Annotated in this window: 19 protein-coding genes and 2 tRNA genes; 10 read left to right on the forward strand and 11 right to left on the reverse strand. The window is 67.9% G+C overall.

What is annotated here, in order from left to right; all coding sequences use genetic code 11:
* Window positions 1–26: 26 nt before the first annotated feature.
* Window positions 27–102: transfer RNA gene (locus Q0599_RS16020), tRNA-Asn, on the forward strand.
* Between the two features lie 509 nt (window positions 103–611).
* On the opposite strand, the gene Q0599_RS16025 is transcribed toward Q0599_RS16020, so the two are convergent.
* Together Q0599_RS16025 and Q0599_RS16030 are read right to left on the reverse strand one after the other, a co-directional pair.
* Window positions 612–1,721 carry a hypothetical protein gene (locus tag Q0599_RS16025; protein WP_298831361.1) on the reverse strand — a complete coding sequence of 370 codons (1,110 nt, stop codon included), beginning with the start codon at window positions 1,719–1,721 and terminating at the stop codon, window positions 612–614.
* A 35-nt stretch (window positions 1,722–1,756) separates the two neighbouring features.
* Window positions 1,757–2,689, reverse strand: a complete 933-nt coding sequence (locus tag Q0599_RS16030) for a hypothetical protein (protein WP_298831364.1) — start codon at window positions 2,687–2,689, stop codon at window positions 1,757–1,759.
* A gap of 1,431 nt (window positions 2,690–4,120) precedes the next feature.
* On the opposite strand from Q0599_RS16030, the gene Q0599_RS16035 reads away from it, so the two are divergent.
* Complete coding sequence (locus Q0599_RS16035) at window positions 4,121–4,819, forward strand: hypothetical protein (RefSeq protein ID WP_298831367.1); 699 nt, start codon at window positions 4,121–4,123, stop codon at window positions 4,817–4,819.
* A gap of 540 nt (window positions 4,820–5,359) precedes the next feature.
* Here Q0599_RS16035 and Q0599_RS16040 read toward each other — a convergent pair.
* The gene (locus Q0599_RS16040) at window positions 5,360–6,058 is read right to left on the reverse strand and encodes a GntR family transcriptional regulator (protein ID WP_298831370.1); all 699 of its coding nucleotides are present in this window, start codon (window positions 6,056–6,058) and stop codon (window positions 5,360–5,362) included.
* 3 nt (window positions 6,059–6,061) lie between these two features.
* Entirely contained in the window at window positions 6,062–7,393 is a 1,332-nt protein-coding gene (locus Q0599_RS16045; protein WP_298831373.1) for a C4-dicarboxylate transporter DctA, read from the reverse strand.
* Between the two features lie 409 nt (window positions 7,394–7,802).
* Here Q0599_RS16045 and Q0599_RS16050 point away from each other — a divergent pair, with 409 nt between their 5' ends.
* Window positions 7,803–8,423, forward strand: coding sequence for a hypothetical protein (locus Q0599_RS16050; protein WP_298831376.1), 621 nt, complete (start codon window positions 7,803–7,805; stop codon window positions 8,421–8,423).
* Between the two features lie 27 nt (window positions 8,424–8,450).
* Here Q0599_RS16050 and Q0599_RS16055 read toward each other — a convergent pair whose 3' ends face one another.
* A complete protein-coding gene (locus tag Q0599_RS16055) occupies window positions 8,451–10,742 on the reverse strand; it encodes a UvrD-helicase domain-containing protein (RefSeq protein ID WP_298832735.1) in 2,292 nt (763 codons plus the stop codon).
* 307 nt (window positions 10,743–11,049) lie between these two features.
* Between Q0599_RS16055 and Q0599_RS16060 the strand changes: the two genes are divergently transcribed.
* Window positions 11,050–12,087 carry a patatin-like phospholipase family protein gene (locus Q0599_RS16060; RefSeq protein WP_298831378.1) on the forward strand — a complete coding sequence of 346 codons (1,038 nt, stop codon included), beginning with the start codon at window positions 11,050–11,052 and terminating at the stop codon, window positions 12,085–12,087.
* A 173-nt stretch (window positions 12,088–12,260) separates the two neighbouring features.
* On the forward strand, window positions 12,261–13,238 hold the full coding sequence (locus tag Q0599_RS16065) for a GMP reductase (protein WP_298831380.1): 978 nt from the start codon (window positions 12,261–12,263) through the stop codon (window positions 13,236–13,238).
* Here the strand turns inward: Q0599_RS16065 and Q0599_RS16070 are convergent.
* Window positions 13,190–14,011 carry a response regulator gene (locus tag Q0599_RS16070; protein ID WP_298831383.1) on the reverse strand — a complete coding sequence of 274 codons (822 nt, stop codon included), beginning with the start codon at window positions 14,009–14,011 and terminating at the stop codon, window positions 13,190–13,192. The genes Q0599_RS16065 and Q0599_RS16070 overlap by 49 nt on opposite strands.
* Window positions 14,012–14,031: 20 nt before the next feature.
* Window positions 14,032–15,366, reverse strand: a complete 1,335-nt coding sequence (locus Q0599_RS16075; protein WP_298831386.1) for a S41 family peptidase — start codon at window positions 15,364–15,366, stop codon at window positions 14,032–14,034.
* Between the two features lie 120 nt (window positions 15,367–15,486).
* On the opposite strand from Q0599_RS16075, the gene Q0599_RS16080 reads away from it, so the two are divergent.
* The gene (locus Q0599_RS16080) at window positions 15,487–18,324 is read left to right on the forward strand and encodes a valine--tRNA ligase (RefSeq protein WP_298831389.1); all 2,838 of its coding nucleotides are present in this window, start codon (window positions 15,487–15,489) and stop codon (window positions 18,322–18,324) included.
* Here the strand turns inward: Q0599_RS16080 and Q0599_RS16085 are convergent.
* Window positions 18,266–19,243, reverse strand: a complete 978-nt coding sequence (locus tag Q0599_RS16085) for an NAD(P)-dependent oxidoreductase (protein WP_298831392.1) — start codon at window positions 19,241–19,243, stop codon at window positions 18,266–18,268. The genes Q0599_RS16080 and Q0599_RS16085 overlap by 59 nt on opposite strands.
* Window positions 19,244–19,322: 79 nt before the next feature.
* Between Q0599_RS16085 and galU the strand changes: the two genes are divergently transcribed.
* Window positions 19,323–20,189, forward strand: a complete 867-nt coding sequence (galU, locus tag Q0599_RS16090; RefSeq protein WP_298831395.1) for a UTP--glucose-1-phosphate uridylyltransferase GalU — start codon at window positions 19,323–19,325, stop codon at window positions 20,187–20,189.
* A gap of 12 nt (window positions 20,190–20,201) precedes the next feature.
* Here the strand turns inward: galU and Q0599_RS16095 are convergent, their stop codons facing one another.
* From Q0599_RS16095 to cysM, 3 genes are read right to left on the reverse strand one after another with little or no spacing between them, the layout of a single operon-like run.
* Window positions 20,202–20,429 (reverse strand): sulfurtransferase TusA family protein, encoded by a 228-nt coding sequence (locus Q0599_RS16095; protein ID WP_112189054.1) that lies wholly within the window; start codon window positions 20,427–20,429, stop codon window positions 20,202–20,204.
* 29 nt (window positions 20,430–20,458) lie between these two features.
* A complete protein-coding gene (locus tag Q0599_RS16100) occupies window positions 20,459–20,992 on the reverse strand; it encodes an NUDIX domain-containing protein (RefSeq protein WP_298831410.1) in 534 nt (177 codons plus the stop codon).
* A 55-nt stretch (window positions 20,993–21,047) separates the two neighbouring features.
* Complete coding sequence (gene cysM / locus Q0599_RS16105) at window positions 21,048–21,965, reverse strand: cysteine synthase CysM (RefSeq protein WP_298831413.1); 918 nt, start codon at window positions 21,963–21,965, stop codon at window positions 21,048–21,050.
* Between the two features lie 96 nt (window positions 21,966–22,061).
* Here cysM and Q0599_RS16110 point away from each other — a divergent pair.
* From Q0599_RS16110 to Q0599_RS16120, 3 genes are all read left to right on the forward strand, one after another.
* Window positions 22,062–22,148 (forward strand) — tRNA-Leu (locus Q0599_RS16110).
* A 12-nt stretch (window positions 22,149–22,160) separates the two neighbouring features.
* A complete protein-coding gene (locus tag Q0599_RS16115; protein ID WP_298831416.1) occupies window positions 22,161–22,748 on the forward strand; it encodes a rhomboid family intramembrane serine protease in 588 nt (195 codons plus the stop codon).
* Between the two features lie 91 nt (window positions 22,749–22,839).
* The gene (locus tag Q0599_RS16120; RefSeq protein ID WP_298831419.1) at window positions 22,840–23,868 is read left to right on the forward strand and encodes a S1C family serine protease; all 1,029 of its coding nucleotides are present in this window, start codon (window positions 22,840–22,842) and stop codon (window positions 23,866–23,868) included.
* Window positions 23,869–23,870: the final 2 nt, after the last annotated feature.

Genomic DNA, 23,870 nt, shown 5'->3' on the forward strand with positions numbered 1-23,870 from the left:
CAAAGCTGGCTATAATGCCAGGCTGTTCCTCGATAGCTCAGTCGGTAGAGCGCCGGACTGTTAATCCGTAGGTCCCTGGTTCGAGCCCAGGTCGGGGAGCCAAAAACAGCGTGAAGAATCAAGGCCGTAGCGGCGTCAGTCGCTAGGGCCTTGTTCTTTTCCGGGGTCGAAGGACGCGATGTCAGTTCTTCTGTCAGTGCGCCCCTGGTTGCCGCTGTCGCAAGGAGACGCCCACCCGACCTTGCCGAGGCTCAAGGCGCGTGGGGGCCGCGTCGTCACGCCTGCTTCCAACTCAGGTGCCGATCCCGCGGACGGGAGTTGCCCCCTCCTCCCGCGGAGGCCCATTCCGGATGCGCCAACAAGCACGCCCCGGCCAACTGCCACCTGCGCCCGGTCAGTGCGACCCGACTGGCGGAACTCACCGTTGTCGATGCTTCAATTCCAAAGCTCGACCGCGACGCCTCACGCCGTCCAAGCCTTCGGCCGTTCGAACGCTTCGGCCCAGTCCGCCGCAGCCGCAGAGGACAATTGCGTCAGCGCTGTTCCCGGCAGAGTCGCGATGACAAGCGGCAGGAGGAGGCAGGACGGAGCGGGGATTGATCAGCGTGACCTCAGTCGAACGTGGCAATGGCGCCTGCGGCCGCATCGAGCGCGTGTCCTGGCCAGGGCAGTTCGGGCGCAAGGCTTCGCTCGATGGCGCGGCGAAGTGCCTTCGCAGGCGGTGGCTGGTGACCCTCCGCCCAGTCGCCCAAATGCACGCGGACGCGCTGGTCGACACGTCCCGAGTGGAGCGCATCGCTGCCCGTGAGACTCTTTAGAAACGGTGCAAGCTGATGTTCGGCATGCCAATCTGTGCGGTTCTGAAGGTACAGCAAGCTACTGCCGGCCGATGCGCTGAAGCGCGGAGCGAGGTCGACGCCGATGAACTCCTCCAGCCGACGGCGCGTTTCCGAAAGGCTTTTGAATCCGAAGGCCACCTTGCCGTAGAGCGCGACATGGCGAGAGCTGTACCGCAAGATGCTGGTTTGTGGATTCCAAACCAACGCAGCAGACTCATCAAAAGCGCTCGAGTAGTAGGCAGCGGCGAATCCCCCACCGGAGCCTCCGGCGAACAACATGCGCGAGGGGCGAGCGAAATCCCGCACCTTGGTGAGCAGTTGGGGCAGGATCTGCTGCAGTCTTTGCCGCTCCGATCCGGCATACCACGCCAGTTGAAGCTCTTCGTTCAAGTACAGCGAGGGATCGCTGACACAGACGACGCTTGCAGTCCGGGGCACGAATCGGGAGGCATCGACAAAGATCGGCAATGGGTTGGACACACCCCGCCGCTGGGCGCCGTGGAAAAGAATGACCAGCGGCTGACCCGGCCGAATGTCGATGAACAGGTCAATCGGCGGCTCGTGGTTTGCATCCAGACCAGCGATGGTGTGCCATCCCGAAGCGGGCACCCCGTCAAGGGTGAACGCATTCACCGACTTGTGCACGTAATCGGCACGCCGGGTCGGTCCGCCTCGAATGATCGAATGGTTCTGCGATCTTCCGTCACCAGCAATAGGCACCTGTTCATCTGAGGCTGATGGCGGTGCCGCACGAGTTCCTGCGTACAGGCCGAGCCCCGCCAGCGGCACCGCCTTCAGGAATAGCCGGCGCGCGGGAAGGGCTTGCAACCGCGACATCGAGCGCGGCAGCGCCTTACGCCACTTATGCACCGCCAGCGGCACGGCTCACCAAGGAAAGAGATCCGCGTGCAGCCATTTCAGGGACTCTCCCGCAACTGGAATGCGCACAGTGCGTCAGCGACCCGCAGATCCTCGTCGCTGACGTTGCTCTTCAATTGCATCGGGCCCGCAGCGACCGGCCGAGCCTGAGCGGGCGTGCCCCTGAACTGCTGCAGTTTTTTCAGCAGCGAGTCCGCAAAGAGATTCGGTGAATAGACACTCGCCTTGATCCAGGGAACGCACGACTTGTAGGGTACAGACACCGCGTGGCCGAGGACCCCGTAGTAGTCCGCATGGAACACCACGCGGTTCTGCGAAACCCTGGGAATACGCGACAGGAGTGCGAAGCTGTGATCGAAGACGTGCTGGCGATCTCCTGCCGAATTCAGCAGGCAGACGAAATTCTGCATTGGCGAGGAGTAGAGGTCCGGCAGATCCAACGGCGCACGAGGCCGCAAGTCTTCAATGCTCGACACGCCTGGCCAGCAGTAGCGCTGGTAATCAATCAGCGCGCTCGCGTGGTAGCGCATCAGGTCGACCTGCGCATTCACGGCAATTGCCAAGCTTCCAGGAAGCTTGTACGAGTGGTACAGCGCCGCGTGACCGCCCCCGGAGGCGCCGAAGAAGATGACCCGCTTGAACTTACCGGCTTGGCTGACGAGCTTGAAGTACTTCTCGAGCAGTGCGGGAAGTGGCAGGTCGTCAGTGCCGAGATACCAACTCAGCTTCAATTCGTCGCTCCGGATGAGGCACGTGTCTGAGACAGCCAACTGGTGAGCGCCGAACACATGGGGAAAGAGCGGCTGAAAGTGGGGCTTCGGTCGGACCTTCTGATCGACCGCACCGTGGAAGAGGATGATCAATGTGTCTGTGGAACCGGCGCGGTAGTGGACGGGGATCTGAACGCCATCGATTTCAGCCAGTGCTGGTTCGCCATCCGGCGGGAGTGAAGCGGCAGAGACGATCTTCATCCTGTTCCTCGTGGTGCGTGTTGGCCAGCAGCAGAAGTGCGGGGCGAATACCGCGCCGTTGCCGCCTGGGGAGCGCCGTCGAGAATACGCGAAGCTCGTGCCGACAATATCGGGCAGTTGGCGGGGATTGATGCGTGATTGAAGGTGCTGCCGGCAACAATGGCCCATGGCGGTGACAGGGCCGTGGTGAGCAAACTCGCCCCTGTGGAGAGTTGCTGCAACGTGGCCAAACCAGCACACGACTGTCCGAGGCAGCGCATCAACCAGCGCAGGGCCACGACACTCAGAAGGTGAGCGGCGTCACCGTACAGGTCAACGGCCTGGGCGCATCGCATGCCGCCCTTTTGAGCCAAGTGTCGCGCGTCGAGAACTCGAGTCACCTGGTAGTTCGCCAAGGGTGGCAATCTGCCTAGGTCATCATCGAAGCGCGGCGCTCGCACAAAGCCGCAGCAGGTCTTGCCTTTGTCCGCCTGGCCGCAAAGTCCTTTGGAGGCGCCCGCAGCCAACGGAACAGTCGCCTGGCCTGGGCATGACCTCGACTTCTACGGACGATCCTCGGGTGCCGTTTCTTGGCGAGATGACGGCACGGCGAACTGGCAGTTCAGCAACTGGGACGCCAAGGATCGGTTCAAGCAGGTGCAGTACCAAGGCACGGCCCAGATTGCATCTTCGGTACCGAAGCCTTCCGCTTAGACACTTTCGCTCGCCTCTTTGCCGCTTCTTCGGAGATCCAACTGCCCGCCACCGGGCTCACCTCTGTGGCCAAGTCCACCGCCGCGGTCGCCGCTGCCACGACGACGTCGACGCCAGCCGCTGCGCCGGCCAAGAAGCGCGTCCGTCCTCGCACGCCATGCCTTGCGAGACGTCGGCCACAATGGCTAGAGCAGACAGCGCGATACCCCGCAGCAAGCAAATGCACCAAGCGGGACGTCATGGGTGCGCCCTGGGAGCAAGAACCAGAGGGGCGACAGGCGTGGCGCGACACCGCGCACACAGTCCGGTCGAGAGACGGGAGTGCGCCGTGACCGTCGTGCCGGTGACCGGCTCGGCACCACCGGCCTCGCGGACATCCAGCATGGACCTCGGCGTCGTGGCGATTCTCGAAACCCGGCGCGGCCGGATATCCCCGTGGCACCAACAAACGGTGCGCACCTCTTGCACCGTTCGCATCTGCCGATGCGCTGCAGCGGCGTCACGCGCATGTCGGTCTCGAACAGTCGCACCTGGCGACTCAGCGTCGGCTGGGCGGCATCGAGCTTGACGCCGCCTCGCGGAAGCTGCCCATCTCGGCAACGCGGGCGAAGCAGCGCTGCTGGGTCAGGCTCGTGCCGGGCTCGCTCCAGCAGGCACAATCCGCCACACGTGCCTTGCCGTCGGCCACGGTGAGACGTCGCGAGTTTGTGAGTCCGCTGAGGCTCAGGGGGCGCTTCGATGGTGTGGAAGGATCTGGGAACCAAGGACCGCTGGCTGCTCGTCACGGCAGGGCTGCAAGCCGCGGCGACGATTGGCACCTTCCTCGTCGCCGTGGTCGGCATCTGGAAAGTCACGCCGATCATCACGTACCAGGTGCAGCAGCAGGAGGCCGAGGCCAAGCGAGCGGCGCCCGCCGTCACCGGCGAATCGGTCACCGACCGGTTCGCTGCCGACGCAGTGAACTGGTGGGGTGCACAGGTGGCGAGCCATCAGCGCATTCTTGATCTGACGGGGCCCAATGCGCCGCGCGACCGAAAGGTGACGTTCGAGGTCATCGCGGGCGGCAGCACCGCCGTTGCGCCCGGCGTGGCGGCGGACCTCCTGGTGGTGACGTCAACCGCGAAGACCGGTTCGGCCGAGACCGTCCGCGTGCCGGTCAACGAGCATGCGATGCCACCGTCGCAGTACCTGCAGTTGCGTGTCAACCACGGGGCACTCGCCGGACTCGATGAGGCGAATCGCGCCAAGGCCGAGATCGCGGTGATGAGCTATATCCAGCGCCAGATGGTGCCGCGCGTCCTCCCCGCCCATGTGCAACAGGGCATGTCGCTCAAGCAGTTGCACGACGAGATCGCGTTGGAGCAAGGCCAGCGCGTCGAGGCGCTCCAGCACCTCATCGGGCTGAAGGACATGCTCGACGGCGCGATGCGGAACTAGGCACTCGGACTGCGGCGCCGGGCGCCGGCGGGCCAAAGTTCCGCCGGCCGACAGGAGCCGATCCTGCCGCCCTTTGCCGGCATGACGCGCAGCACCGCCCCTGCTCCAGGTCCGGAGCCGATGCTGGCGGCCAGCCGATCCTGGTGGCGCTCTGGCGGTCTGCGCTTGGGGGCAGTTGCGGGCCAGCCGGCCTCTGATGAAGTTGCGCCTCGCGCGGCTGTGCGCCGCGCAGTGTCAGCGCCTTGTGCCCGTCGCGTGGTCCAAAGGCGATGCGGTAGGTGATTGCCGCGGCCCGCAGCGGTCGCAGCGTGCTTGCCTCGTCCGTGTCTGCGTCGAGATCCACCAGGTAGGTCTGGCCCTTGTCCGCTTCCGGCACGCCCCGCCGCCTGAACGGCTTCACAAGCCGGGCATTGAGGGTCTGCAGCAGCGTGTGAAGTTCGTCGTCGGAGGGCGCAGAGTTGGAGCGCGCCGGCAGGCGCCGTTTTGCTGCAGGAAGTGGCGCGCTCTCGCGGCCGCGCGGGCGACCGCGACAACCGCGGCTCAGCGCACCCTGCGCAGCGGCGCCAGCGTGGCGCGCAGGCGGTCGCGCGCATCGGCCGATTCGGCGGCCGACTGGCCCAGCGCATCTTCGACGTTGCCGATGTGATCCATCATCAGCGCCGCGGCGCGCTCGAGCTTGCCCTGCTCGATGGCCGACACGATCTGTTCGTGGTCGGCGCAGGACTGGCGCGCGTCGTGCGTCGACTGGTAGAGCGAGGCGACCAGCGTGGTGCGCGCGGTCAGGTCGCGCAGCATGTCGGACAGCAGCTTGTGGCCCAGGCATTCGGCCAGGCAGACGTGGAAGTCGGCCAGCAGGAAGGCGCGCGTGGCCGGGTCGGCGCCGTCGATCGCTTGCTGCTCGTCGTGGATGTGCTGGCGCAGGCGGCGCACCGCCGTCTGCAGCGGACGACCCTCGAACTGGCCCTCGGCCTGTCGCAGCAGCCCGGACTCGACGGCACGCCGTGCCGCAAAGGCGTCGCGCGCCTCGTCGATGGAAGGCTCCACGACGTACCAGCCCTTGCGCGTGCGCACCTCGACGAAACCGCGCGCCTGCAGCTGCATCAGCGCCTCGCGCACCAGCGTGCGGCTGACGCCGAACAGGTCGGCGAGTTCCTGCTCGCCGAGCCGCTCGCCGGGAGCGAGCTTCTGCGCGAGGATGGACTCGACGACGCGCTGCGCGATCTCAGTCTGGCTGACCATGGCTCAGGCTCGGGCCGGCTGGGGCAGCACGGTGGACTCGTCCGCGACGTCGGCATCGTCCTCGCTGGGTGGCACCGGCTGGCCGTCGAGCACCGCCTGGGCGCGCTCGCGGTCGATGTCTCCCTCCCAGGCTGCCACGGCGACGGTGGCCACGCAGTTGCCGATCAGGTTGCCCAGCGCCCGAGCGATGCCCATGAACCAGTCGACAGACAGCACCAGCACCAAGCCGATGGCCGGAATCGCGGGGATGGCCTGCAGCGTGGCAGCGAGCACGACGATCGCCGAGCCCGGCACGCCATGCGCGCCCTTGCTGGTGACCAGCGAGATGGCCAGGATGGTCAGCAGGTCGGTCATCGAGATCGGCGTGTTGGTGGCCTGCGCGATGAACACCGCCGCGAGCGTGATGTAGATCGAGAAGGCATCGAGGTTGAAGGAATAGCCGGTCGGGATCACCAGGCCGACGGTGGAATCGCGGATGCCCAGACGCTTGAGCTTGCTCATGATCTGCGGCAGCACGCTGTCGCTCGAAGTCGTGGCGAACACCACCGCGAGCTCCTCGCGCAGGTAGCGCAGCAGCTTGAAGATGGAGAAACCGGCCAGCCGCATGATCGTGCCCAGCACGATGACCACGAACAGGATCACCGCCACGTAGAACAGCGCGACCAGCATGCCGAGTTGCTTGAGCGAGCCGATGCCGTACTTGCCGACCGTGAAGGCGATCGCACCGAGCACGCCGATCGGCGCCAGCTTGATGATGATGCCCATGGTCTTGAACAGCACGTGCGAGAGGGTGTCGATGAAGCTGGCCACCGGCGCGCCGCGTTCTCCGAGTATCGCCAGCGCGCAGCCGAACAGCACCGCGAACAGCAGCACCTGCAGCACGTCGCCGTTGGCGAAGGCGCTGACCACGGTGGTCGGGATCAGCTTCATCAGGAAATCGACGGTGCCGCCGCCGGTGAGCTTGCTGGCGTTCTCGGCGTAGGCGCTCATGGCCTTCGCATCCAGCGTGGCCGTGTCGACGTTCATGCCGATGCCCGGCTGGAACACGAGGGCCAGCAGCAGCCCGAGTCCCAGCGCGATGGTCGTCACGACCTCGAAGTAGACCAGCGCCTTCACGCCGACCCGGCCGACGCGCTTGAGGTCGCCCGCGCCTGCGATGCCGTGCACGACGACGCAGAACACCAGGACAGGAATGATCATCTTGATGAGCTTGATGAACGCGTCGCCGAGCGGCTTGAGCTTGGTGGCGAACTCGGGGGCCAGCAGACCGATCGCGACGCCGACGAGCAGCGCCAGGACAACCTGGCCGAACAGGGAGCGCATGAATTTGGGCATGGGTGGATCTCCAGCGGTGGTTGCAAGCCAATCTTCCCTACAAGCTTGCATACAAGCAATGTAGGCAAGTTCTCGGACTTCATTCACAGGGAAAACCCCGAGGGTCGCTATCGAGCGGCCCCGATGGTTCCCGCGGGGGCGGATCCGACCGGCGTCGGCCCGCTTCAAGAAGGGTGTCACCGGGTTCGCCCTGACAGGCCGAGGAGGCGCAAAGGCGTGACCTTGTCCACAGCGGCAGTGGAGAACCCTGTGCACAAGGCGTGGAATCCGGCGCCAGCCCCTTGGCGCACCTCGCTCTGCGTCACATCGCCCGAAGACGCAGCAGGCGGGACATCCGCCCTTGCCGTGCTGCACCAAAGCAGCCACCATCGCTCATCCCTGCCCTGCGTGCGCTCGCGATCCGTTCCTCATGCTGAAACGTACCGGCCTCATCCTCCTCGCCCTGGTCTCCCTCCTGGGGCCATCGGCCGCGCGGGCGCAAGCCGACACGGCCAAGGCCACCGAACGCTGCGAGCAGGAAGTGACCGCAACGATCCGCCGCATGCGCGGGCGCGACGCGAAGGAAGTGCAGTTCATCGCCTCGCGCCGCGTGCTGCTGCCGAACAACGAGGACGAGACCGCGATCCGCGGCGAAGGACGCTACCGCGCTGCCACCGGGCCTGACGTGAGCTTCACCTACAGCTGCGCCTACAGCGCCGCCAGCGATGCCACCTCGGGCGTGGTGTTCCGCGAGACGGGCGGCACGCGGGCCGCGGCCGAGAAGCCCTTCGAGCCCGACCTGACCAACGTCTCGCCCGAAGCCTGCGAGAGCGCCGTCGCCGCCGCGCTGAAGAAGCAGCACCCGCGTGTCGGCCGCATCCACTTCGGCTCCGACTCGCGGCGCATGCAGCCCGGTGAGAACGGACGCGTGGAACTGCTCGGCGTGGGCTCGGTGGAGCGCGCCGCCGGCATGAACCTGATCCCGTTCAGCTACCGCTGCGTGGTCGAGCCGCGCAACGGGCGCGTCGTGACGGTCTCGACGAAGGAGTGAGCGGGGCAGTTGCCCGGCGGCGCCTGATCAGTTCACCGGCGTGAGCTTGGCCACCGACAGCGCCAGCCACTTCATGCCGTGGCGGCCGAAGTTGACCTGGGCGCGCGCATCCTCGCCGCTGCCCTCCAGCGTGACGATCACGCCCTCGCCGAACTTGGTGTGAAACACGCTCTGGCCGGTGCGCAGCCCGTGAGACGGGCTGCTCTTCGGCGCCGACGGATAGGCGCTCGCCGACCGGGGCTCCACCCGGCCTGCGCCGACGATCGAACCCAGCCCCGTGCCCCGCTGCCAGGCCTGCTGGTAGTCGCGCGCGAAGCCCGAGCCGAAGCCCTGGCTGCGCGGCGTGATCCACTTCAGGCAGGCCTCGGGCAGCTCGTCGAAGAACCGGCTCTTCACGTTGTAGCGTGTCTGGCCATGTAGCATGCGCGTCTGGCTGAAGCTGAGGTATAGGCGCTTCCTGGCGCGCGTGATCGCCACGTACATCAGGCGGCGCTCCTCCTCCAGCCCCTCGTGGTCGGCCAGGCTGTTCTCGTGCGGGAACAGCCCCTCCTCCAGCCCGGTGATGAACACCGCGTCGAACTCCAGGCCCTTGGCCGAGTGCACCGTCATCAGCTGGATGGCATCCTGCCCGGCCTGCGCCTGATTGTCGCCGGCTTCCAGCGACGCGTGGGTGAGGAAGGCGGCCAGCGGCGACATGATCTCGCCCGTCTCCGCGTCCGGCACCTGCGCGGCAGCCGTGCCCTGCTCGTCCACCGGCAACGCCACCGCGTCCTTGCCGAAGCCCTCCTGCGTGACGAAGGCCTCGGCGGCGTTGACCAGTTCCTCCAGGTTCTCGAGCCGGTCCTTGCCTTCCTTGTCGGTCTTGTAGAAGTCGACCAGTCCCGAGGCGTGCAGCATGTGCTCGATGATCTCGCGCAGCGTGAGACCCTTGGTCGCATCGCGCATCGCGTCGATCAATGCGACGAAGGCCTGCAGGTTCGCGCCGCCCTTGCCCGCCACCGCACCGACGCTCTGCGCCAGCGAACGTCCGCTCGCGCGCGCGGCGTCCTGCAGCAGCTCGACGGTACGCGCGCCGATGCCGCGCGTGGGGAAGTTGACCACGCGCAGGAAGCTGGTGTCGTCGTTGGCGTTCTCGATCAGGCGCAGGTAGGCGAGCGCGTGCTTGACCTCGGCACGCTCGAAGAAGCGCAGGCCGCCATACACCTTGTAGGGGATGCCGGCGTTGAACAGCGCGCTCTCCAGCACGCGGCTCTGCGCGTTGCTGCGGTAGAGCAGCGCGATCTCGTGGCGCGGCGTTCCGTCGCGGTGCAACTGCTGCGCTTCCTCGACGAACCACTGCGCCTCGGCGAAGTCGCTGGTCGCCTCGTAGACGCGCACCGGCTCCCCGGCGCCGGCCTCGGTGCGCAGGTTCTTGCCGAGGCGCTTGGTGTTGTGCGAGATCAGCTCGTTGGCGGCATCGAGGATGTTGCCGAAGCTGCGGTAGTTGCGCTCCAGCTTGATCACCTGCTCGACGCGGAACTCGCGCTCGAAGGCGCTCATGTTGCCGACCTGCGCACCGCGGAAGGCATAGATGCTCTGGTCGTCGTCGCCCACGGCGAAGATCGCGGTCTGCGGCCCCGCGAACATCTTCAGCCAGGCGTACTGCAGCTTGTTGGTGTCCTGGAACTCGTCGACGAGGACGTGGCGGAAGCGGTGCTGGTAGTGCTCGCGCAGGGCCGCGTTGTCGCGCATCAGCTCGTAGGTGCGCAGCATCAGCTCGGCGAAGTCGACCACACCCTCGCGCTGGCATTGTTCTTCGTAGGCCTGATAGACCTGCACCATCACGCGCGTGAGCTCGTCGCGCACCTCCACGTCCTTCGGGCGCAGGCCATCCTCCTTCTGCGCGGCGATGAACCAGGTCACCTGCTTGGGCACGTAGCGTTCCTCGTCGAGGTTCATCGCCTTGATGACACGCTTGACGGCGGAGAGCTGGTCGGCCGAGTCCAGGATCTGGAAGCCCTGCGGCAGGGCGGCGAGCTTCCAGTGCGCACGCAGGAAGCGGTTGCACAGACCGTGAAAGGTGCCCACCCACATGCCGCGCACTGGCAGCGGCAGCATCGCGGCCAGACGGGTGAGCATCTCCTTGGCCGCCTTGTTGGTGAAGGTCACCGCCATCACGCCGGCGGGAGAGACCATGCCGTTGGAGATCAGCCAGGCGATGCGCGTGGTCAGCACGCGCGTCTTGCCCGAACCCGCGCCGGCGAGGATCAGCGCCGGCTTCGCCGGCAGCGTCACCGCGGCGAGCTGCTCCGGGTTGAGCCCGCGCAGCAGGCCGCCCATGTGGGGCGGCGGCGCGGCGGCCTCGTTCTCCTCGAACAGCGGGATGTCCCGCTCGTCATGCGAATCCATCGCGGCATTCTAGGTTCCAGCCCTGTTTGGCCTTGCCCGCAGGAGCGATCACGCCACCGCGTGATGCCCAGGTGCAGCGCCTGTCCCGTCCGCGCAGGGTGAGCGTCCAGGCGAAGTCGCGACCGCCGAACCCGCGGGGCCGGCCGGCGTGACCTTCGCTGCGCCCACACCGACGGTAACGCACCCACGCGCGGGGCTGGCATGCTGGGCATGCTTCTCGCAATGCTCAGACCGTCCCATGCGCTGGTTCCGTTCCCTGCCCTTCGCTCGCCCCGCCCTTGGCCTCGCGCTGCAGGGCGGCGGCGCGCATGGGGCCTTCACCTGGGGCGTGCTCGATGCGCTGCTGGAAAGCGACCGCTTCAACATCGAGGCGATCAGCGGCACCAGTGCCGGCGCGATGAACGCGCTGGCGCTGGCCCAGGGCCTGATGCGCGGCGGCGCCGAGGCTGCGCGCGAATCGCTGGCCGCCTTCTGGCACGCCGTCGGCGCGCAGCTGCCCTTCGAACTGCTGATGGTCGGCCCGACCGACAACCCCGGGCTCGCGCCGGGTCTGCGCGCCCTGATGCACTGGACACGGCTGCTGTCGCCCTACCAGCTCAACCCTCTGGGGCTGAACCCGCTGCGCGACGTGCTGGCGGCACAAGTCGACTTCGATCGGCTGCGCAGCCAGCGGGCGCCGCGGCTGTTCATCGCCACCACGCACGCGAAGACCGGACGGCTGCGGCTTTTCGGCAACGAGGAGCTGAGCGTCGACGCGGCGCTCGCCTCGGCCTGCCTGCCGACCATGCACCACGCGGTGATGATCGACGGCGAACCCTACTGGGACGGCGGCTACAGTGCCAATCCCGCGCTCTTCCCGCTGGTGCGCACCGGCGTGCCCGACCTGCTGATCGTGTCGCTCAGCCCGCTGGACTACGACAGCGTGCCGCTCAGCGCCGAGGACATCCGCGCCCGCGCGCTGGAATTCACCTTCAATGCGAGCTTCCTGCGCGAGGCCACCCTGCTCGCCGAGGCCCACGCCGAGGCACGCGCTTCGGTCTTCGCCACCGGGCAGTTGGAACGCCGCCTGCGCGCGCTGCGCACCCACCTCATCGATGCGCACGACGACCTCGGAGCCCTGTCCGCCGAAACCCGACTGATCGCCCACATGCCCTTTCTGGAGCGGCTGCGCGACCTCGGCCGCCTGCGCGCGCAGCGCTGGCTGGGCGAGCACGGCGACCGCGTCGGTCGCGGCGCCAGCGTCGATCTGGCCGAGCGCTTCGCGCCGCCACGCTGAGGCCACGACCTGACGCCGCCGCCGTCGAACCCCGCAGCCGCGTAGAATTCGCCACCGGGCCCAAATTTTGGCGCCCGGTTCGCACTTCCGGTCCCGTCCCTTGCAGACGGCCTCGCTGGAGCACCGGGATTCCAAGTCAAGCGCTCGCCCTTGCATCTGACGGAGCCGCTGCCATGGAAATCTTCGACTACGACAACATCCTCCTGCTGCCGCGCAAGTGCCGAGTCGACAGCCGCAGCGAGTGCGACGCCTCGGTGGAGTTCGGCGGCCGCCGCTTCAACCTGCCGGTCGTGCCGGCCAACATGAAGACGGTGGTCGACGAGCCGATCACCGAGTGGCTGGCCGCCAACGGCTACTTCTACGTGATGCACCGCTTCGAGATCGACAGCCTGGCCTACGCCAAGCGCATGCGCAGCAAGGGCCTGTACGTGTCGATCAGCTCGGGCGTGAAGCCCGCCGACTACCAGGTGATCGACCACCTCGCGCTCGAAGGCGTGGGCGCCGACTACGTGACCATCGACATCGCCCATGGCCACGCCGAGAGCGTGCGCAGGATGATCGAGCACATCAAGCAGAAGATGCCGAAGGCCTTCGTCATCGCCGGCAACGTGGCCACGCCGGAGGCGGTGATCGACCTGGAGAACTGGGGCGCCGACGCCACCAAGGTCGGCGTCGGCCCGGGAAAGGTGTGCATCACCAAGCTGAAGACCGGCTTCGGCACCGGCGGCTGGCAGCTCTCGGCGCTGAAGTGGTGCGCCCGCGTGGCCACCAAGCCGATCATCGCCGATGGCGGCATCCGCCACCATGGCGACATCGCCAAGAGCGTGCGCTTCGGCGCCTCGATGGTGATGATCGGCTCGCTGTTCGCCGGCCACGAGGAGAGCCCGGGCCAGACGGTCGAGGTCGACGGCAAGCTCTACAAGGAGTACTTCGGTTCGGCCAGCGACTTCAACAAGGGCGAGTACAAGCACGTCGAGGGCAAGCGCATCCTCGAGCCGATCAAGGGCCGGCTCGCCGACACGCTGCGCGAGATGCGCGAGGACGTGCAAAGCTCGATCAGCTACGGCGGCGGCACCAAGCTCGCCGACCTGCGCAAGGTGAACTACGTCGTGCTCGGCGGCGAGAACGCCGGGGAACACCTGCTGATGTAGCGCCGCGGCGCCGCGTCGGACGGCGCTGCGGGCACGAACATGTAGCCGTGGCCGCGGACCGTCTGCAGGTGGCGGGGCCGAGCCGGGTCGGGCTCGATGCGCTTGCGCAGCCGCATCACCGCCACGTCGACGGCGCGCGGCAGCAGGCCCTCGGCGCGGCCGTGCGAGACGGCCAGCAGCCGCTCGCGCGACACCGCCACGCCGGGGTTGGCCACCAGCTCGGCCAGCACGGCGTACTCCACCGTGCCGAGCACCTGCACGTGGCCGTCGCAGACCAGGCAGCGCGAGGCGACGTCGAACTGCAGTGCGCCGAAAGCCACCGGCGCCGCAGCGAGCATCGGCAGGCCCGGCGGCACGATCGAACGGCGCAGCACCGCGTGCACGCGCGCCAGCAGTTCGCGCAGCGAGCAGGGCTTGCCGAGCAGGTCGTCGGCGCCCATCTCCAGGCCGAGCACGCGGTCGACCTCCTCGTTGCGCGCGGACAGCAGGATCAGCGGCACGCGGTCGCCCTCGGCGCGCAGCTGCCGGCAGGCCTGCAACCCGCTGAGGCCGGGCAGGGTCGTGTCCATCACGATCAGGTCGGGGCGGTGGCGGTGCATGCGGCGCAGCAGTTCGTCCGCCGACCCCATGACGGTGACGGCCAGGCCGTGGGACTCGAGATAACGCGCGAGAGCGTCGCGGTGCGCGGCCTCGGCATCGACGACATGGACGTGGTAGCGCGTGCTGATCGCCGCATCGTCGCGGCGCCCTGTTGCGGCCCTGTGCCGCAACATGTCCGAATGTGTCCGGATCTTCAGTCGGCCGTCATGCCGCGGCGTTCGCCCGGTTCGAGCATGAAGCTGCGTCGACGTGCGTCCAGCGTCGTCGCGCGCTCCGATGGCGCGGCCGCCACCGGACAGCTGCCTGTCTGCAGGTAGCTCAGCGCAGCGGCGGTGAGCTTCTCGCTCGGATCACCAAAGACACCGCTGAAGTCCTCGGCCACGGCGCAGGTGGGCGTGATGCCGGCGTCGTAGTCGGCCACGCCCTCCGCGTTGACGGCACGGAAGTTGACGATGCTGAAGGTGTTCTCGCACGAGGCCACCGGGTTGAAGCCGTAGGGCTTGCCGCAGCTGGTGCCGCCGATGGTGACCACTTGCTGGGCATACGGCCGGAGGCCGTTGACGAGCAGCTCGCTGGCCGAGCAGCTGCGCGGGCCGGTGAGCACGACCACACGGCCGAAGGCGGGTGCCGGCGCCGTGCTCAGCGTGAAGCTGTTGTTCGAGCTCTGGTGCGCCGCGTTGTAGTTCAAGGTCGTGAACACCTTGCCGCCGTGCAGCGCGCCGACGATCTGCGACGCGAAATGGTTGGCGGTGGAGATGCGGCCGCCGCCGTTGTAGCGCAGGTCGACGATCAGGTCGGTGGCGCCGTCGGCCCTGATCGCGCCGAGGCGGCTCGTCAGCTCCGCCTCCGCCTGGGTGATGAAGTCCTTCAGCGCGACGTAGCCGACTGTCGCGGTTCCGGCGCTCAGCGTCGCCGACGCGGGCACGGGCGTCAGCGTGTACTCCGCGGCGGTCAGCGTGACGCGCCGCGGCGCGCCGGCACGCTCGATGTCCAGCGTGATCTGCTCGCCGGCGGCGCCGCTGAGGACCGCCGTGTCGCTGGCCGCGAACTGCTGGATCAGCGTGCTGTCCGGCACGCCGTTGATCGCCTTGATCACGTCGCCGCGCACGAGCTGCGCGCCTGCCGGCGACTGCGGCTCGACGTAGCGCACCTTCAGAGGGAGTTGCCCTTCCAGGCCGTTGACCGCGAAGCCGTAGCCGGTGCTGCGGCCTTCGGCGAAGAACTGGTTGTAGCTTGCGCTGTCCTGGTAGTTGCTCCAGGGCTCGATGCCGTTCGGCACCCCTGCGTAGTGGTTGAACTTGAGCGCCTGGAAATAGTCACCCAGCGTCGCGTAGCCGGCCGGCTCCGGATTGGGCGACTGGCCGGACCAGAAGTACCAATCGAGCATGTAGCCGCGCAACCAGTCCTTCTGGCTGGCCAGGTCGCAACTGGCGCTGCCCGTGGGTGCGCTGCTGCCGCCGCCACAGGACGCCAGCAGCAGCGACGTCGCCACGGCGACGAAGACCTTCATGCGAACACCGAACGACATGCGGCGAACCTCCCGGGAATCCTCGCGGCCGCACCATAGCAGGCCGGCACCACCACCTACAATCGGCGCCTCCCCGCCTTGCACTCTGTTTCACGGCCGCCGGCCGTGCCTGCCTGCGCCATGACCGAACTTGCGAAATCCTTCGAACCCGCCGCCATCGAGGCCCAATGGGGCCCGCTGTGGGAGAGAAGCGGCGCCTACCGCCCCACGCTGGACCCGAGCAGGCCGTCGTTCTCCATCCAGCTGCCGCCGCCGAACGTGACCGGCACGCTGCACATGGGCCACGCGTTCAACCAGACCATCATGGACTCGCTGACGCGCTACCACCGCATGCGCGGCTTCAACACGCTGTGGGTGCCGGGCACGGACCACGCGGGAATCGCCACGCAGATCGTCGTCGAACGCCAGCTGCAGGAGGCCGGCATCAGCCGCCACGACCTCGGTCGCGAGACCTTCCTCAAGCACGTGTGGGACTGGAAGCACAGCTCGGGCGCGACGATCACGCGACAGATGCGCCGCATGGGCGACAGCGTGAGCTGGGAGCACGAGTACTTCACGATGGACGAGAAGCTCTCGAAGGTGGTCACCGAGACCTTCGTGAAGCTCTACGAGGAAGGGCTGATCTATCGCGGCAAGCGCCTCGTCAACTGGGACCCGGTGCTGATGTCGGCTGTCTCCGACCTGGAGGTCGAGAGCGAGGAGGAGGAAGGCTCGCTGTGGCACATCGCCTACCCGCTGACCGACGGCAGCGGCTCGCTGGTGGTGGCCACCACCCGCCCGGAGACCATGCTCGGCGACGTGGCCGTGATGGTGCATCCGCAGGACGAGCGCTACGCGACGCTGGTCGGCAAGGCCGTGCGCCTGCCGCTGTGCGACCGCGACATCCCGGTGATCGCCGACGCCTACGTCGACCGCGAGTTCGGCACCGGCGTGGTGAAGGTCACGCCCGCGCACGACGCCAACGACTATGCGGTCGGCCAGCGCCATGGCCTGCCGGTCATCGGCATCCTCTCGCTGGACGCGAAGGTCAACGATCACGCCCCGGCCGCCTATCGCGGGCTGGACCGCTTCGTCGCGCGCAAGAAGGTCGTCGCCGACCTCGAGGCCCAGGGCCTGCTGGTGGAGGTGAAGAAGCACCGGCTGATGGTGCCGCGCTGCGCGCGCACCGGCCAGGTGGTCGAGCCGATGCTCACCGACCAGTGGTTCGTCGCCACCACCAAGCCGGGAGCGAACGGCAAGTCGATCGCGCAGCAGGCCATCGAGGTGGTGGAGAACGGCTCGGTGAAGTTCGTCCCCGAGCAGTGGGTGAACACCTACAACCAATGGATGAACAACATCCAGGACTGGTGCATCTCGCGCCAGCTCTGGTGGGGCCACCAGATCCCGGCCTGGTACGGCATCGACGGCCAGGTCTACGTGGCGCGCAGCGAGGAGGAAGCCCGCGCCAAGGCCACGGAGGACGGCTATGCGGGCCCGCTGCAGCGCGACCCGGACGTGCTGGACACCTGGTACTCGTCGGCGCTGGTGCCGTTCTCGACGCTCGGCTGGCCGGCGAAGACCGTCGAGCAGGATCTCTTCCTGCCCTCGTCGGTGCTCGTCACCGGCTTCGACATCATCTTCTTCTGGGTCGCTCGGATGATCATGATGACGGTGCACTTCACCGGCCAGGTGCCCTTCCGCCATGTCTACATCCACGGCCTGGTGCGCGATGCGCAGGGACGCAAGATGAGCAAGAGCGAAGGCAACGTGCTCGACCCGGTCGACCTCATCGATGGCATCGCGCTCCCCGCATTGCTGGAGAAGCGCACCACCGGCCTGCGCCGCCCCGAAACCGCGCCGCGCGTGCGCAAGGACACCGAGAAGGAGTTCCCAGAGGGCATTCCGGCCTTCGGCGCCGACGCGCTGCGCTTCACCTTTGCGTCGCTGGCCAGCCTGGGACGCAACATTAACTTCGACAGCAAGCGCTGCGAGGGCTACCGCAATTTCTGCAACAAGCTCTGGAACGCCACCAAGTTCGTGCTGATGAACTGCGAGGGGCAGGACTGCGGGCTGAAGGAACACACCAAGGCGGAGTGCGCGCCGGGTCAGCCCTTCCACGGCTACCTCAGCTTCTCCAGCGCCGACCGCTGGATCACCGGCGAGCTGCAGCGCGTCGAGGCCGCCGTCGCGCAGGGCTTCGCCGACTACCGGCTGGACAACGTCGCGGGCGCGATCTACACGTTCGTGTGGGACGAGTACTGCGACTGGTACATCGAGATCGCCAAGGTGCAGATCGCCAACGGGACCGAGGCGCAGCAGCGCGCCACGCGGCGCACGCTGATCCGCGCGCTGGAGACCGTGTTGCGCCTGCTGCACCCGATCACGCCCTTCATCACCGCCGAGCTGTGGGAGAAGGTCGCCCCGGTGGCCGGTCGCCACCTGCCGCAGGGCATCGTCGCCGCGCCCTATCCGCAGGCGCAGCTCGACAAGGTCGACCCCATGGCCGATGCCTGGATCGGCAGGCTGAAAGACCTGGCGGGTGCCTGCCGTGCGTTGCGCAGCGAGATGAACCTGTCGCCGGCGCAGCGCGTGCCGCTGCGTGCCTGCGGTGACAACGACTTCCTGCGCGAGGCCGCACCGGTCCTCGTCGCGCTGGCCAAGCTTGCCGAGGTACAGGTGTTCGACGACGAGTCCGCCTTCGCGCGCGCCACCCAGCACCTGCCGGTGGTGGTGCGCGGCGAGGTCCGCCTGGCGTTGCACGTCGAGATCGACGTGGCCGCCGAGCGCGAACGCCTGGGCAAGGAGGTCACCCGCCTCGAAGGGGAGATCGCCAAGGCGACCGCCAAGCTCGCCAACGAGAGCTTCGTCGCGCGCGCTCCGGCCGCCGTGGTGGCGCAGGAGCGTCAGCGCATCGCCGAGTTCACGTCGACACGGGACCGTCTGCGAGATCAGCTGGAACGCTTGGGTCCGTCGGCCTGAAGTCGCGCTGCGGCTGGGGCGCGGTGGCGAGCAGCTCGTCGATGCGACGCGCCACCGCCCAGGCGCTGCGCAGGCGCGATTCGCGCGTGGTGCTGGCCACGCGTGGCGTGATCTGCAAGGTGCTGATGCCGGACAGCGGACGGTCGCTGTCCAGTGCACCGGGCTCCATGCTGTCGAACCAGGCCGCCGCGACGCGGCCGCTGGCCAGCACGTCGGCGAGTGCCTGTTCGTCGAACAAGGCCGAGTGCGCCGTGCTGACAATCACCTGGTTCGGCTTGCAGAAGGGCAGGAAGCGCTCCCCGAGCAAGCCCTGGTAGCGGCTGAAGTAGGTGAGCTGCACGCACACCGCGTCGCACACCTCGAGCAGTTCGCGCAGGGCCATCGGTCGGACTCGCCAGCGCTCCCAGACCGAGTCGCTGGCGTGAAGGGAGGGGTCGTAGCCCACCACCTTGGAACCGAAGGCGCCGAGCAGCTGGGACATCGAGCGCGCCGCCGGGGGCATGCCCACCAGCCCGACGGTGGCGGCACCGAGCTCGCGCCCGACCAGCATGCCGTCGCTGCCGACCACCGGAACGCGGCGCAGCATGGACAGCAGCGCGCCGACCATGAACTCCGCCTCGGCCTGCGCGCTCGCCGTCAGGCTGCGCACCACCTCGACACCGGCGCGCGCGCACGCATCGAGGTCGATGTTCTCGGCGCCCGCGCTGACGCGCCCCACCGCGCGCAGCAAGGGTGCATAGTGCAGTGCCTGGGCGTCGACCGCGCAGCTCGGCGGCACGATGATGGCGCGCACGTTGTAGAGCGCCTGCCGAAGGGCTCGCGGCTCGCGTGCGAGTTCCGGCGCGAAGCGCACGGCGTGGCGCGACTCGAGCCATTGCATGACCTCGCTCTCGAGCGGTTCAATGACCAGAAGATCCATGCGTGTTTGCGGCTCTCGGGACCGTTCCCGTCATCGTGACCGTGCAAGAATTTGGCAACTGAGAAGGGATTGTAAGTAAATGAAAGTCACCAAGGCGATCTTCCCCGTGGCCGGCCTCGGCACCCGCTTCCTGCCGGCCACCAAGGCGCAGCCGAAGGAGATGCTGCCGGTGGTCGACAAGCCGCTGATCCAGTACGCCGTCGAGGAGGCCTATGCCGCCGGCGTGCGCGAGATGATTTTCGTCACCGGCCGGCACAAGCGCCCCATCGAAGACCACTTTGACATGACCTTCGAGCTCGAGGTAGCCCTCGAACAGGCGGGCAAGCAGGAGCTGCTGGACGTGGTGCGCAGCGTCAAGCCCGACGACATGGAGTGCATCTACGTGCGCCAGGCCCAGGCGCTCGGGCTCGGCCACGCGGTGCTGTGCGGCCAGCGGCTGGTGGGCAACGACCCGTTCGCGGTGCTGCTGGCCGACGACCTCATGATCGGCGAGAAGCCGGTCATGCAGCAGATGACCGAGCTGTTCGCCGAATGGCGCGCCTCGATCATCGCCGTGCAGGAGGTGCCCCCCGAGCAAACGCGTCGCTACGGCATCGTCGACGGCACCCCGGTCAACGAGCGCCTGATCGACGTCCAGCGCATCGTCGAGAAGCCGGCGCCGCAGGAGGCCCCGTCCCGGCTGGGCGTGGCTGGCCGCTACATCCTCACCCCCGGCGTCTTTCACGAGATCCTGAACCAGCCGCGCGGCGTGGGCGGCGAGATCCAGCTCACCGATGGCATCGCTGCCCTGCTGCGGCGCGAGAAAGTGTTCGCTTACCGCTACGAGGGCAGGCGCTACGACTGCGGCAGCAAGGAGGGCTTCCTGCAGGCCAATGTGGAGCTGGCGCTGGCTCACCCGCAGCTCGGGCCGGGATTCCGTGCGTACCTCAAGTCGCTCGAACTCTGACCGCAGATGCGCTCAGCGCCGACGCAGGTAGTGCACGAATTCGTCGTTGGCGGACGACTGCTCGACCAGCTCGTTGCCCGTTTGCCGAGCGAAGGCCTGAAAGTCGCGCACCGAGCCCGGATCGGTGGCCACCACCTTGAGCACGTCCCCGCTCTTCATGTCGGCCAGGGCCTTCTTGGCCTTGAGGATGGGCAGCGGGCAGTTCAGGCCGCGGGTGTCGATCTCTTTCTGGGCATCCATGGCGGTGTGTCCTCGGCGAAGGCGGGATTCTACGGGCGCGGCGGCCACTCGATGAACGTCGGGGCATGGCCGCGCGAACGCAGCCAGTCAGCCAGCGCGTAGCCGGTGCCGGCCGGCCAGCAGCGCACGTCCTGAGGCGCGAAGAGCTTGTACTCGGCGAGCTCGGGCGAAAGAGCGATCTCGCCACGTGCCAGCACGTGGTAGGCGATGATCACCTGGTTCATGCGCTGGAAGTCGTAGACGCCGATCAGGTCGACCGCATCGACACACACCGAGGTCTCCTCCTTCACCTCGCGCGCGATGCCGTCCTGCGGTGATTCACCGGCCTCCATGAAGCCGGTGATCAGCGCGAACATGCGTCCGGTCCAGGCGGCGTTGCGCGCCAGCAGGATCCGACCGTCGCGGTCGGCCATCTCGATCACCGCGGCGAGCACGGGCGTCGGGTTGTTCCAGTGCGTCCACTCGCAGGCGGGGCAGCGCAGCCGCTGCTTCGGTCCGCCATCCTCCTCGCGCGCAAGCCACTGCAGCGGCGTCGCGCACGACGGACAGAAGCGGTAGGTCACGCCAGCCCCCGGCCGCCGGGCGGGCGCGGACCGGACGGTGAATCGCCCGCCACGCTCATGCGGGGAACACTCCGGTGGACAGGTAGCGGTCACCGCGGTCGCAGACGATGAAGACGATGGTCGCGTTCTGCACCTGCGCCGCGATCTGCAGCGCCACCGAACAGGCGCCTGCGGCGGAGATGCCTGCGAACAGACCCTCCTCGCGCGCCAGGCGCCGGGCCATCTCCTCGGCGTCGGCCTGGCTGACCAGCACGGTCTCGTCGACCCAGGAGGGGTCGTAGATCTTCGGCAGGTACTCCTGCGGCCACTTGCGGATGCCGGGGATGCGCGAGCCCTCGCTGGGCTGCGCGCCGATGACGCGCACCGCGGGGTTGCGCTCCTTCAGGTAGCGCGAAGTGCCGGTGATGCTGCCGGTGGTGCCCATGGCACTGACGAAATGCGTGATGCGCCCGTGCGTGTCGCGCCAGATCTCCGGACCGGTGGTCTCGTAGTGGATGCGCGGGTTGTCGGCGTTGGCGAACTGGTCGAGCACGCGGCCCTTGCCCTCTCGCTGCATCTGCTCGGCGAGGTCGCGCGCGTACTCCATGCCGCCCGAGCGCGGCGTGAGGATGAGTTCCGCGCCGAAGGCCTTCATCGTCTGCGCGCGCTCGATCGAGAGGTCCTCCGGCATGATCAGCAGCATGCGGTAGCCGCGCATCGCCGCGGCCATGGCCAGTGCGATGCCGGTGTTGCCCGAGGTGGCTTCGATCAGCGTGTCGCCAGGTTTGATTTCACCGCGTTCCTCGGCGCGACGGATCATGCTGATCGCCGGGCGATCCTTCACCGAGCCGGCCGGGTTGTTGCCCTCGAGCTTGCCGAGGATCACATTGCCGCGGCGTTCGTTGTCGGCGCCGGGCACGCGCACAAGCCGCACCAGCGGCGTGTTGCCGATCACGTCTTCCAGCGTCGGGTAGCGGGGGTCGTTCGCGCTCATCGCTTCTCCTCGCGGGGATTGTCGCAGGGCGGACAGGCCCGCGCAGGGCGCATGACATAATCCGTCCCCTCTAAGGCCTACCCAGCGCCCGCACCTGCCGGAGTGGCGAAATCGGTAGACGCAGCAGACTCAAAATCTGCCGAGGGCAACCTCGTGCCGGTTCGATTCCGGCCTCCGGCACCAACCCCGACGACCATGCCCGCCCTGCCGCCGATCACGCAAGCGCTGCTGCTCATCAACGTGGCCTTGTTCGCGGCCGATCAGCTGTTCGGCCGCATGCTGACCGCGCTGTTCGCGCTGTGGCCGCTGGGCAGTCACTTCATGCCCTGGCAGGTGGTGACCTACTCCTTCCTGCACGGCAGCCTCGGCCACCTGTTCTTCAACATGCTCGGTCTGTGGATGTTCGGCGCCGAGTTGGAGCGCATGTGGGGGGCCAAGCGCTATCTGCAGTTCTACTTCGCCAGCGTCCTGACGGCCGCGCTGACCCAGCTGCTCGTCGGCGTGGTCGCCGGCGGCGCGCCCACGGTGGGCGCCTCGGGCGGCCTGTTCGGCCTGCTGCTCGCCTTCGGCATGATGTTCCCGAACCGCATCATCATGCCGCTGTTCCCCCCCATCCCGATGAAGGCGAAGACCTTCGTCATGGTGTTCGGCGGACTCGAGCTGCTGTTCGGCGTGACCGGCACGCAATCGGGTGTGGCGCACTTCGCCCACCTCGGTGGCATGCTCGGCGGCTTCCTGATGATTCGATACTGGCGCGGCCAGCCTCCGTTCGGACGGCGTTGAGGGCACGCGGCGGCACCGCAAAGCCCCTGGGCTTCTCACGGCCGTCGCGAAGGATCATGCTGCGGCTTCGAGCCGTACGCCGGAGTCCGCCATGGCCTCTTCCTTCCTGCGGCTGCTGCGCCGCCAGCTGATCGCCACCCTGCTCTGCCTGCCCCTGGGCGTGGCCATGGCGCAGGCCTCACGAAGCGAGTTCGAGGCCCGCACCGAACTGCTCGAGCGCGCTCGGTCCGCCGTGGTCGGCGTGCTCAGCGAGGCGGTCGAGGAGGCCGGCTCGATCGCCGCGCTCGGCAAACACCGCCACGGCTCCGGCGTGGTCATCGGCGACGATGGCCTGGTCCTGACCATCGGCTACCTGATCCTCGAGGCAGAGCGTGTCGACCTGATCGTCGACGGCGAGCGGCGCGTTCCGGCGCGCATCGTGGCTTACGACCTCGCCTCCGGCTTCGGCCTCGTGCAGGCGCTCGCGCCGCTGCACGTGGAGCCGGTGCACCTGGGCCGCTCGGCGGCGCTGTCCCCCGACGAGCCGCTGGTGGTCGCCAGCGGACGGCCCGACAGCCCGCTCAGCGTCGTACGGCTGGTGTCGCAGCGCGCCTTCTCGGGCTACTGGGAGTACCACATCGACGCGGCCCTGTTCACCGTGCCGCCGCGCACCGACCACAGCGGCGCGGGCCTCTTCAGCCTCGACGGCGAGCTGCTCGGCATCGGCTCGCTGGTGGTGACCGATGCGATGGGGCCGGGACGCGGGCGCCTGCCCGGCAACATGTTCGTGCCGGTGGACCTGCTCAAGCCCATCCTCGCCGAGATGCGCGCGCGTGGCGCCTCGCGCGGCAGCACGCGCGCCTGGCTGGGTCTGAACTGCACCGAGAGCGGCGGCGAGGTGCACGTGTTGCGCGTGACCCGTGACAGCCCGGCCGATGCCGCCGGTGTGCAGCCTGGCGACCGCATCCTGCGCATCGACGATGCCGAGGTCGGCGCGCTGGAGACGCTGTGGAAGACGCTCTGGCGCGACGGCGCAGAGCGCGACGTGACGCTGACCATCGTCCGCGACGACGAGTTGCAGACGATCACGGTGCACGCGACCGACCGCATGAAGACCTTGCGCCGCCCGCAGGGCATCTGACC

The sequence above is a fragment of the uncultured Piscinibacter sp. genome (assembly GCF_937952055.1).
Taxonomy (GTDB): domain Bacteria; phylum Pseudomonadota; class Gammaproteobacteria; order Burkholderiales; family Burkholderiaceae_C; genus Piscinibacter.

Coding starts and splice junctions, on each gene's coding strand:
- Q0599_RS16030 (WP_298831364.1), bottom strand. CDS start 2,689: ATGAAGATCGTCTCTGCCGCTTCACTCCCGCCGGATGGCGAACCAGCA.
- Q0599_RS16065 (WP_298831380.1), top strand. CDS start 12,261: ATGGAAATCTTCGACTACGACAACATCCTCCTGCTGCCGCGCAAGTGC.
- Q0599_RS16050 (WP_298831376.1), top strand. CDS start 7,803: ATGCTGAAACGTACCGGCCTCATCCTCCTCGCCCTGGTCTCCCTCCTG.
- Q0599_RS16055 (WP_298832735.1), bottom strand. CDS start 10,742: ATGGGCGGCCTGCTGCGCGGGCTCAACCCGGAGCAGCTCGCCGCGGTG.
- Q0599_RS16045 (WP_298831373.1), bottom strand. CDS start 7,393: ATGCCCAAATTCATGCGCTCCCTGTTCGGCCAGGTTGTCCTGGCGCTG.
- Q0599_RS16075 (WP_298831386.1), bottom strand. CDS start 15,366: ATGTCGTTCGGTGTTCGCATGAAGGTCTTCGTCGCCGTGGCGACGTCG.
- Q0599_RS16070 (WP_298831383.1), bottom strand. CDS start 14,011: ATGTTGCGGCACAGGGCCGCAACAGGGCGCCGCGACGATGCGGCGATC.
- Q0599_RS16080 (WP_298831389.1), top strand. CDS start 15,487: ATGACCGAACTTGCGAAATCCTTCGAACCCGCCGCCATCGAGGCCCAA.
- Q0599_RS16095 (WP_112189054.1), bottom strand. CDS start 20,429: ATGGATGCCCAGAAAGAGATCGACACCCGCGGCCTGAACTGCCCGCTG.
- Q0599_RS16115 (WP_298831416.1), top strand. CDS start 22,161: ATGCCCGCCCTGCCGCCGATCACGCAAGCGCTGCTGCTCATCAACGTG.
- Q0599_RS16060 (WP_298831378.1), top strand. CDS start 11,050: ATGCGCTGGTTCCGTTCCCTGCCCTTCGCTCGCCCCGCCCTTGGCCTC.
- Q0599_RS16120 (WP_298831419.1), top strand. CDS start 22,840: ATGGCCTCTTCCTTCCTGCGGCTGCTGCGCCGCCAGCTGATCGCCACC.
- cysM (WP_298831413.1), bottom strand. CDS start 21,965: ATGAGCGCGAACGACCCCCGCTACCCGACGCTGGAAGACGTGATCGGC.
- Q0599_RS16085 (WP_298831392.1), bottom strand. CDS start 19,243: ATGGATCTTCTGGTCATTGAACCGCTCGAGAGCGAGGTCATGCAATGG.
- Q0599_RS16035 (WP_298831367.1), top strand. CDS start 4,121: ATGGTGTGGAAGGATCTGGGAACCAAGGACCGCTGGCTGCTCGTCACG.
- Q0599_RS16040 (WP_298831370.1), bottom strand. CDS start 6,058: ATGGTCAGCCAGACTGAGATCGCGCAGCGCGTCGTCGAGTCCATCCTC.
- galU (WP_298831395.1), top strand. CDS start 19,323: ATGAAAGTCACCAAGGCGATCTTCCCCGTGGCCGGCCTCGGCACCCGC.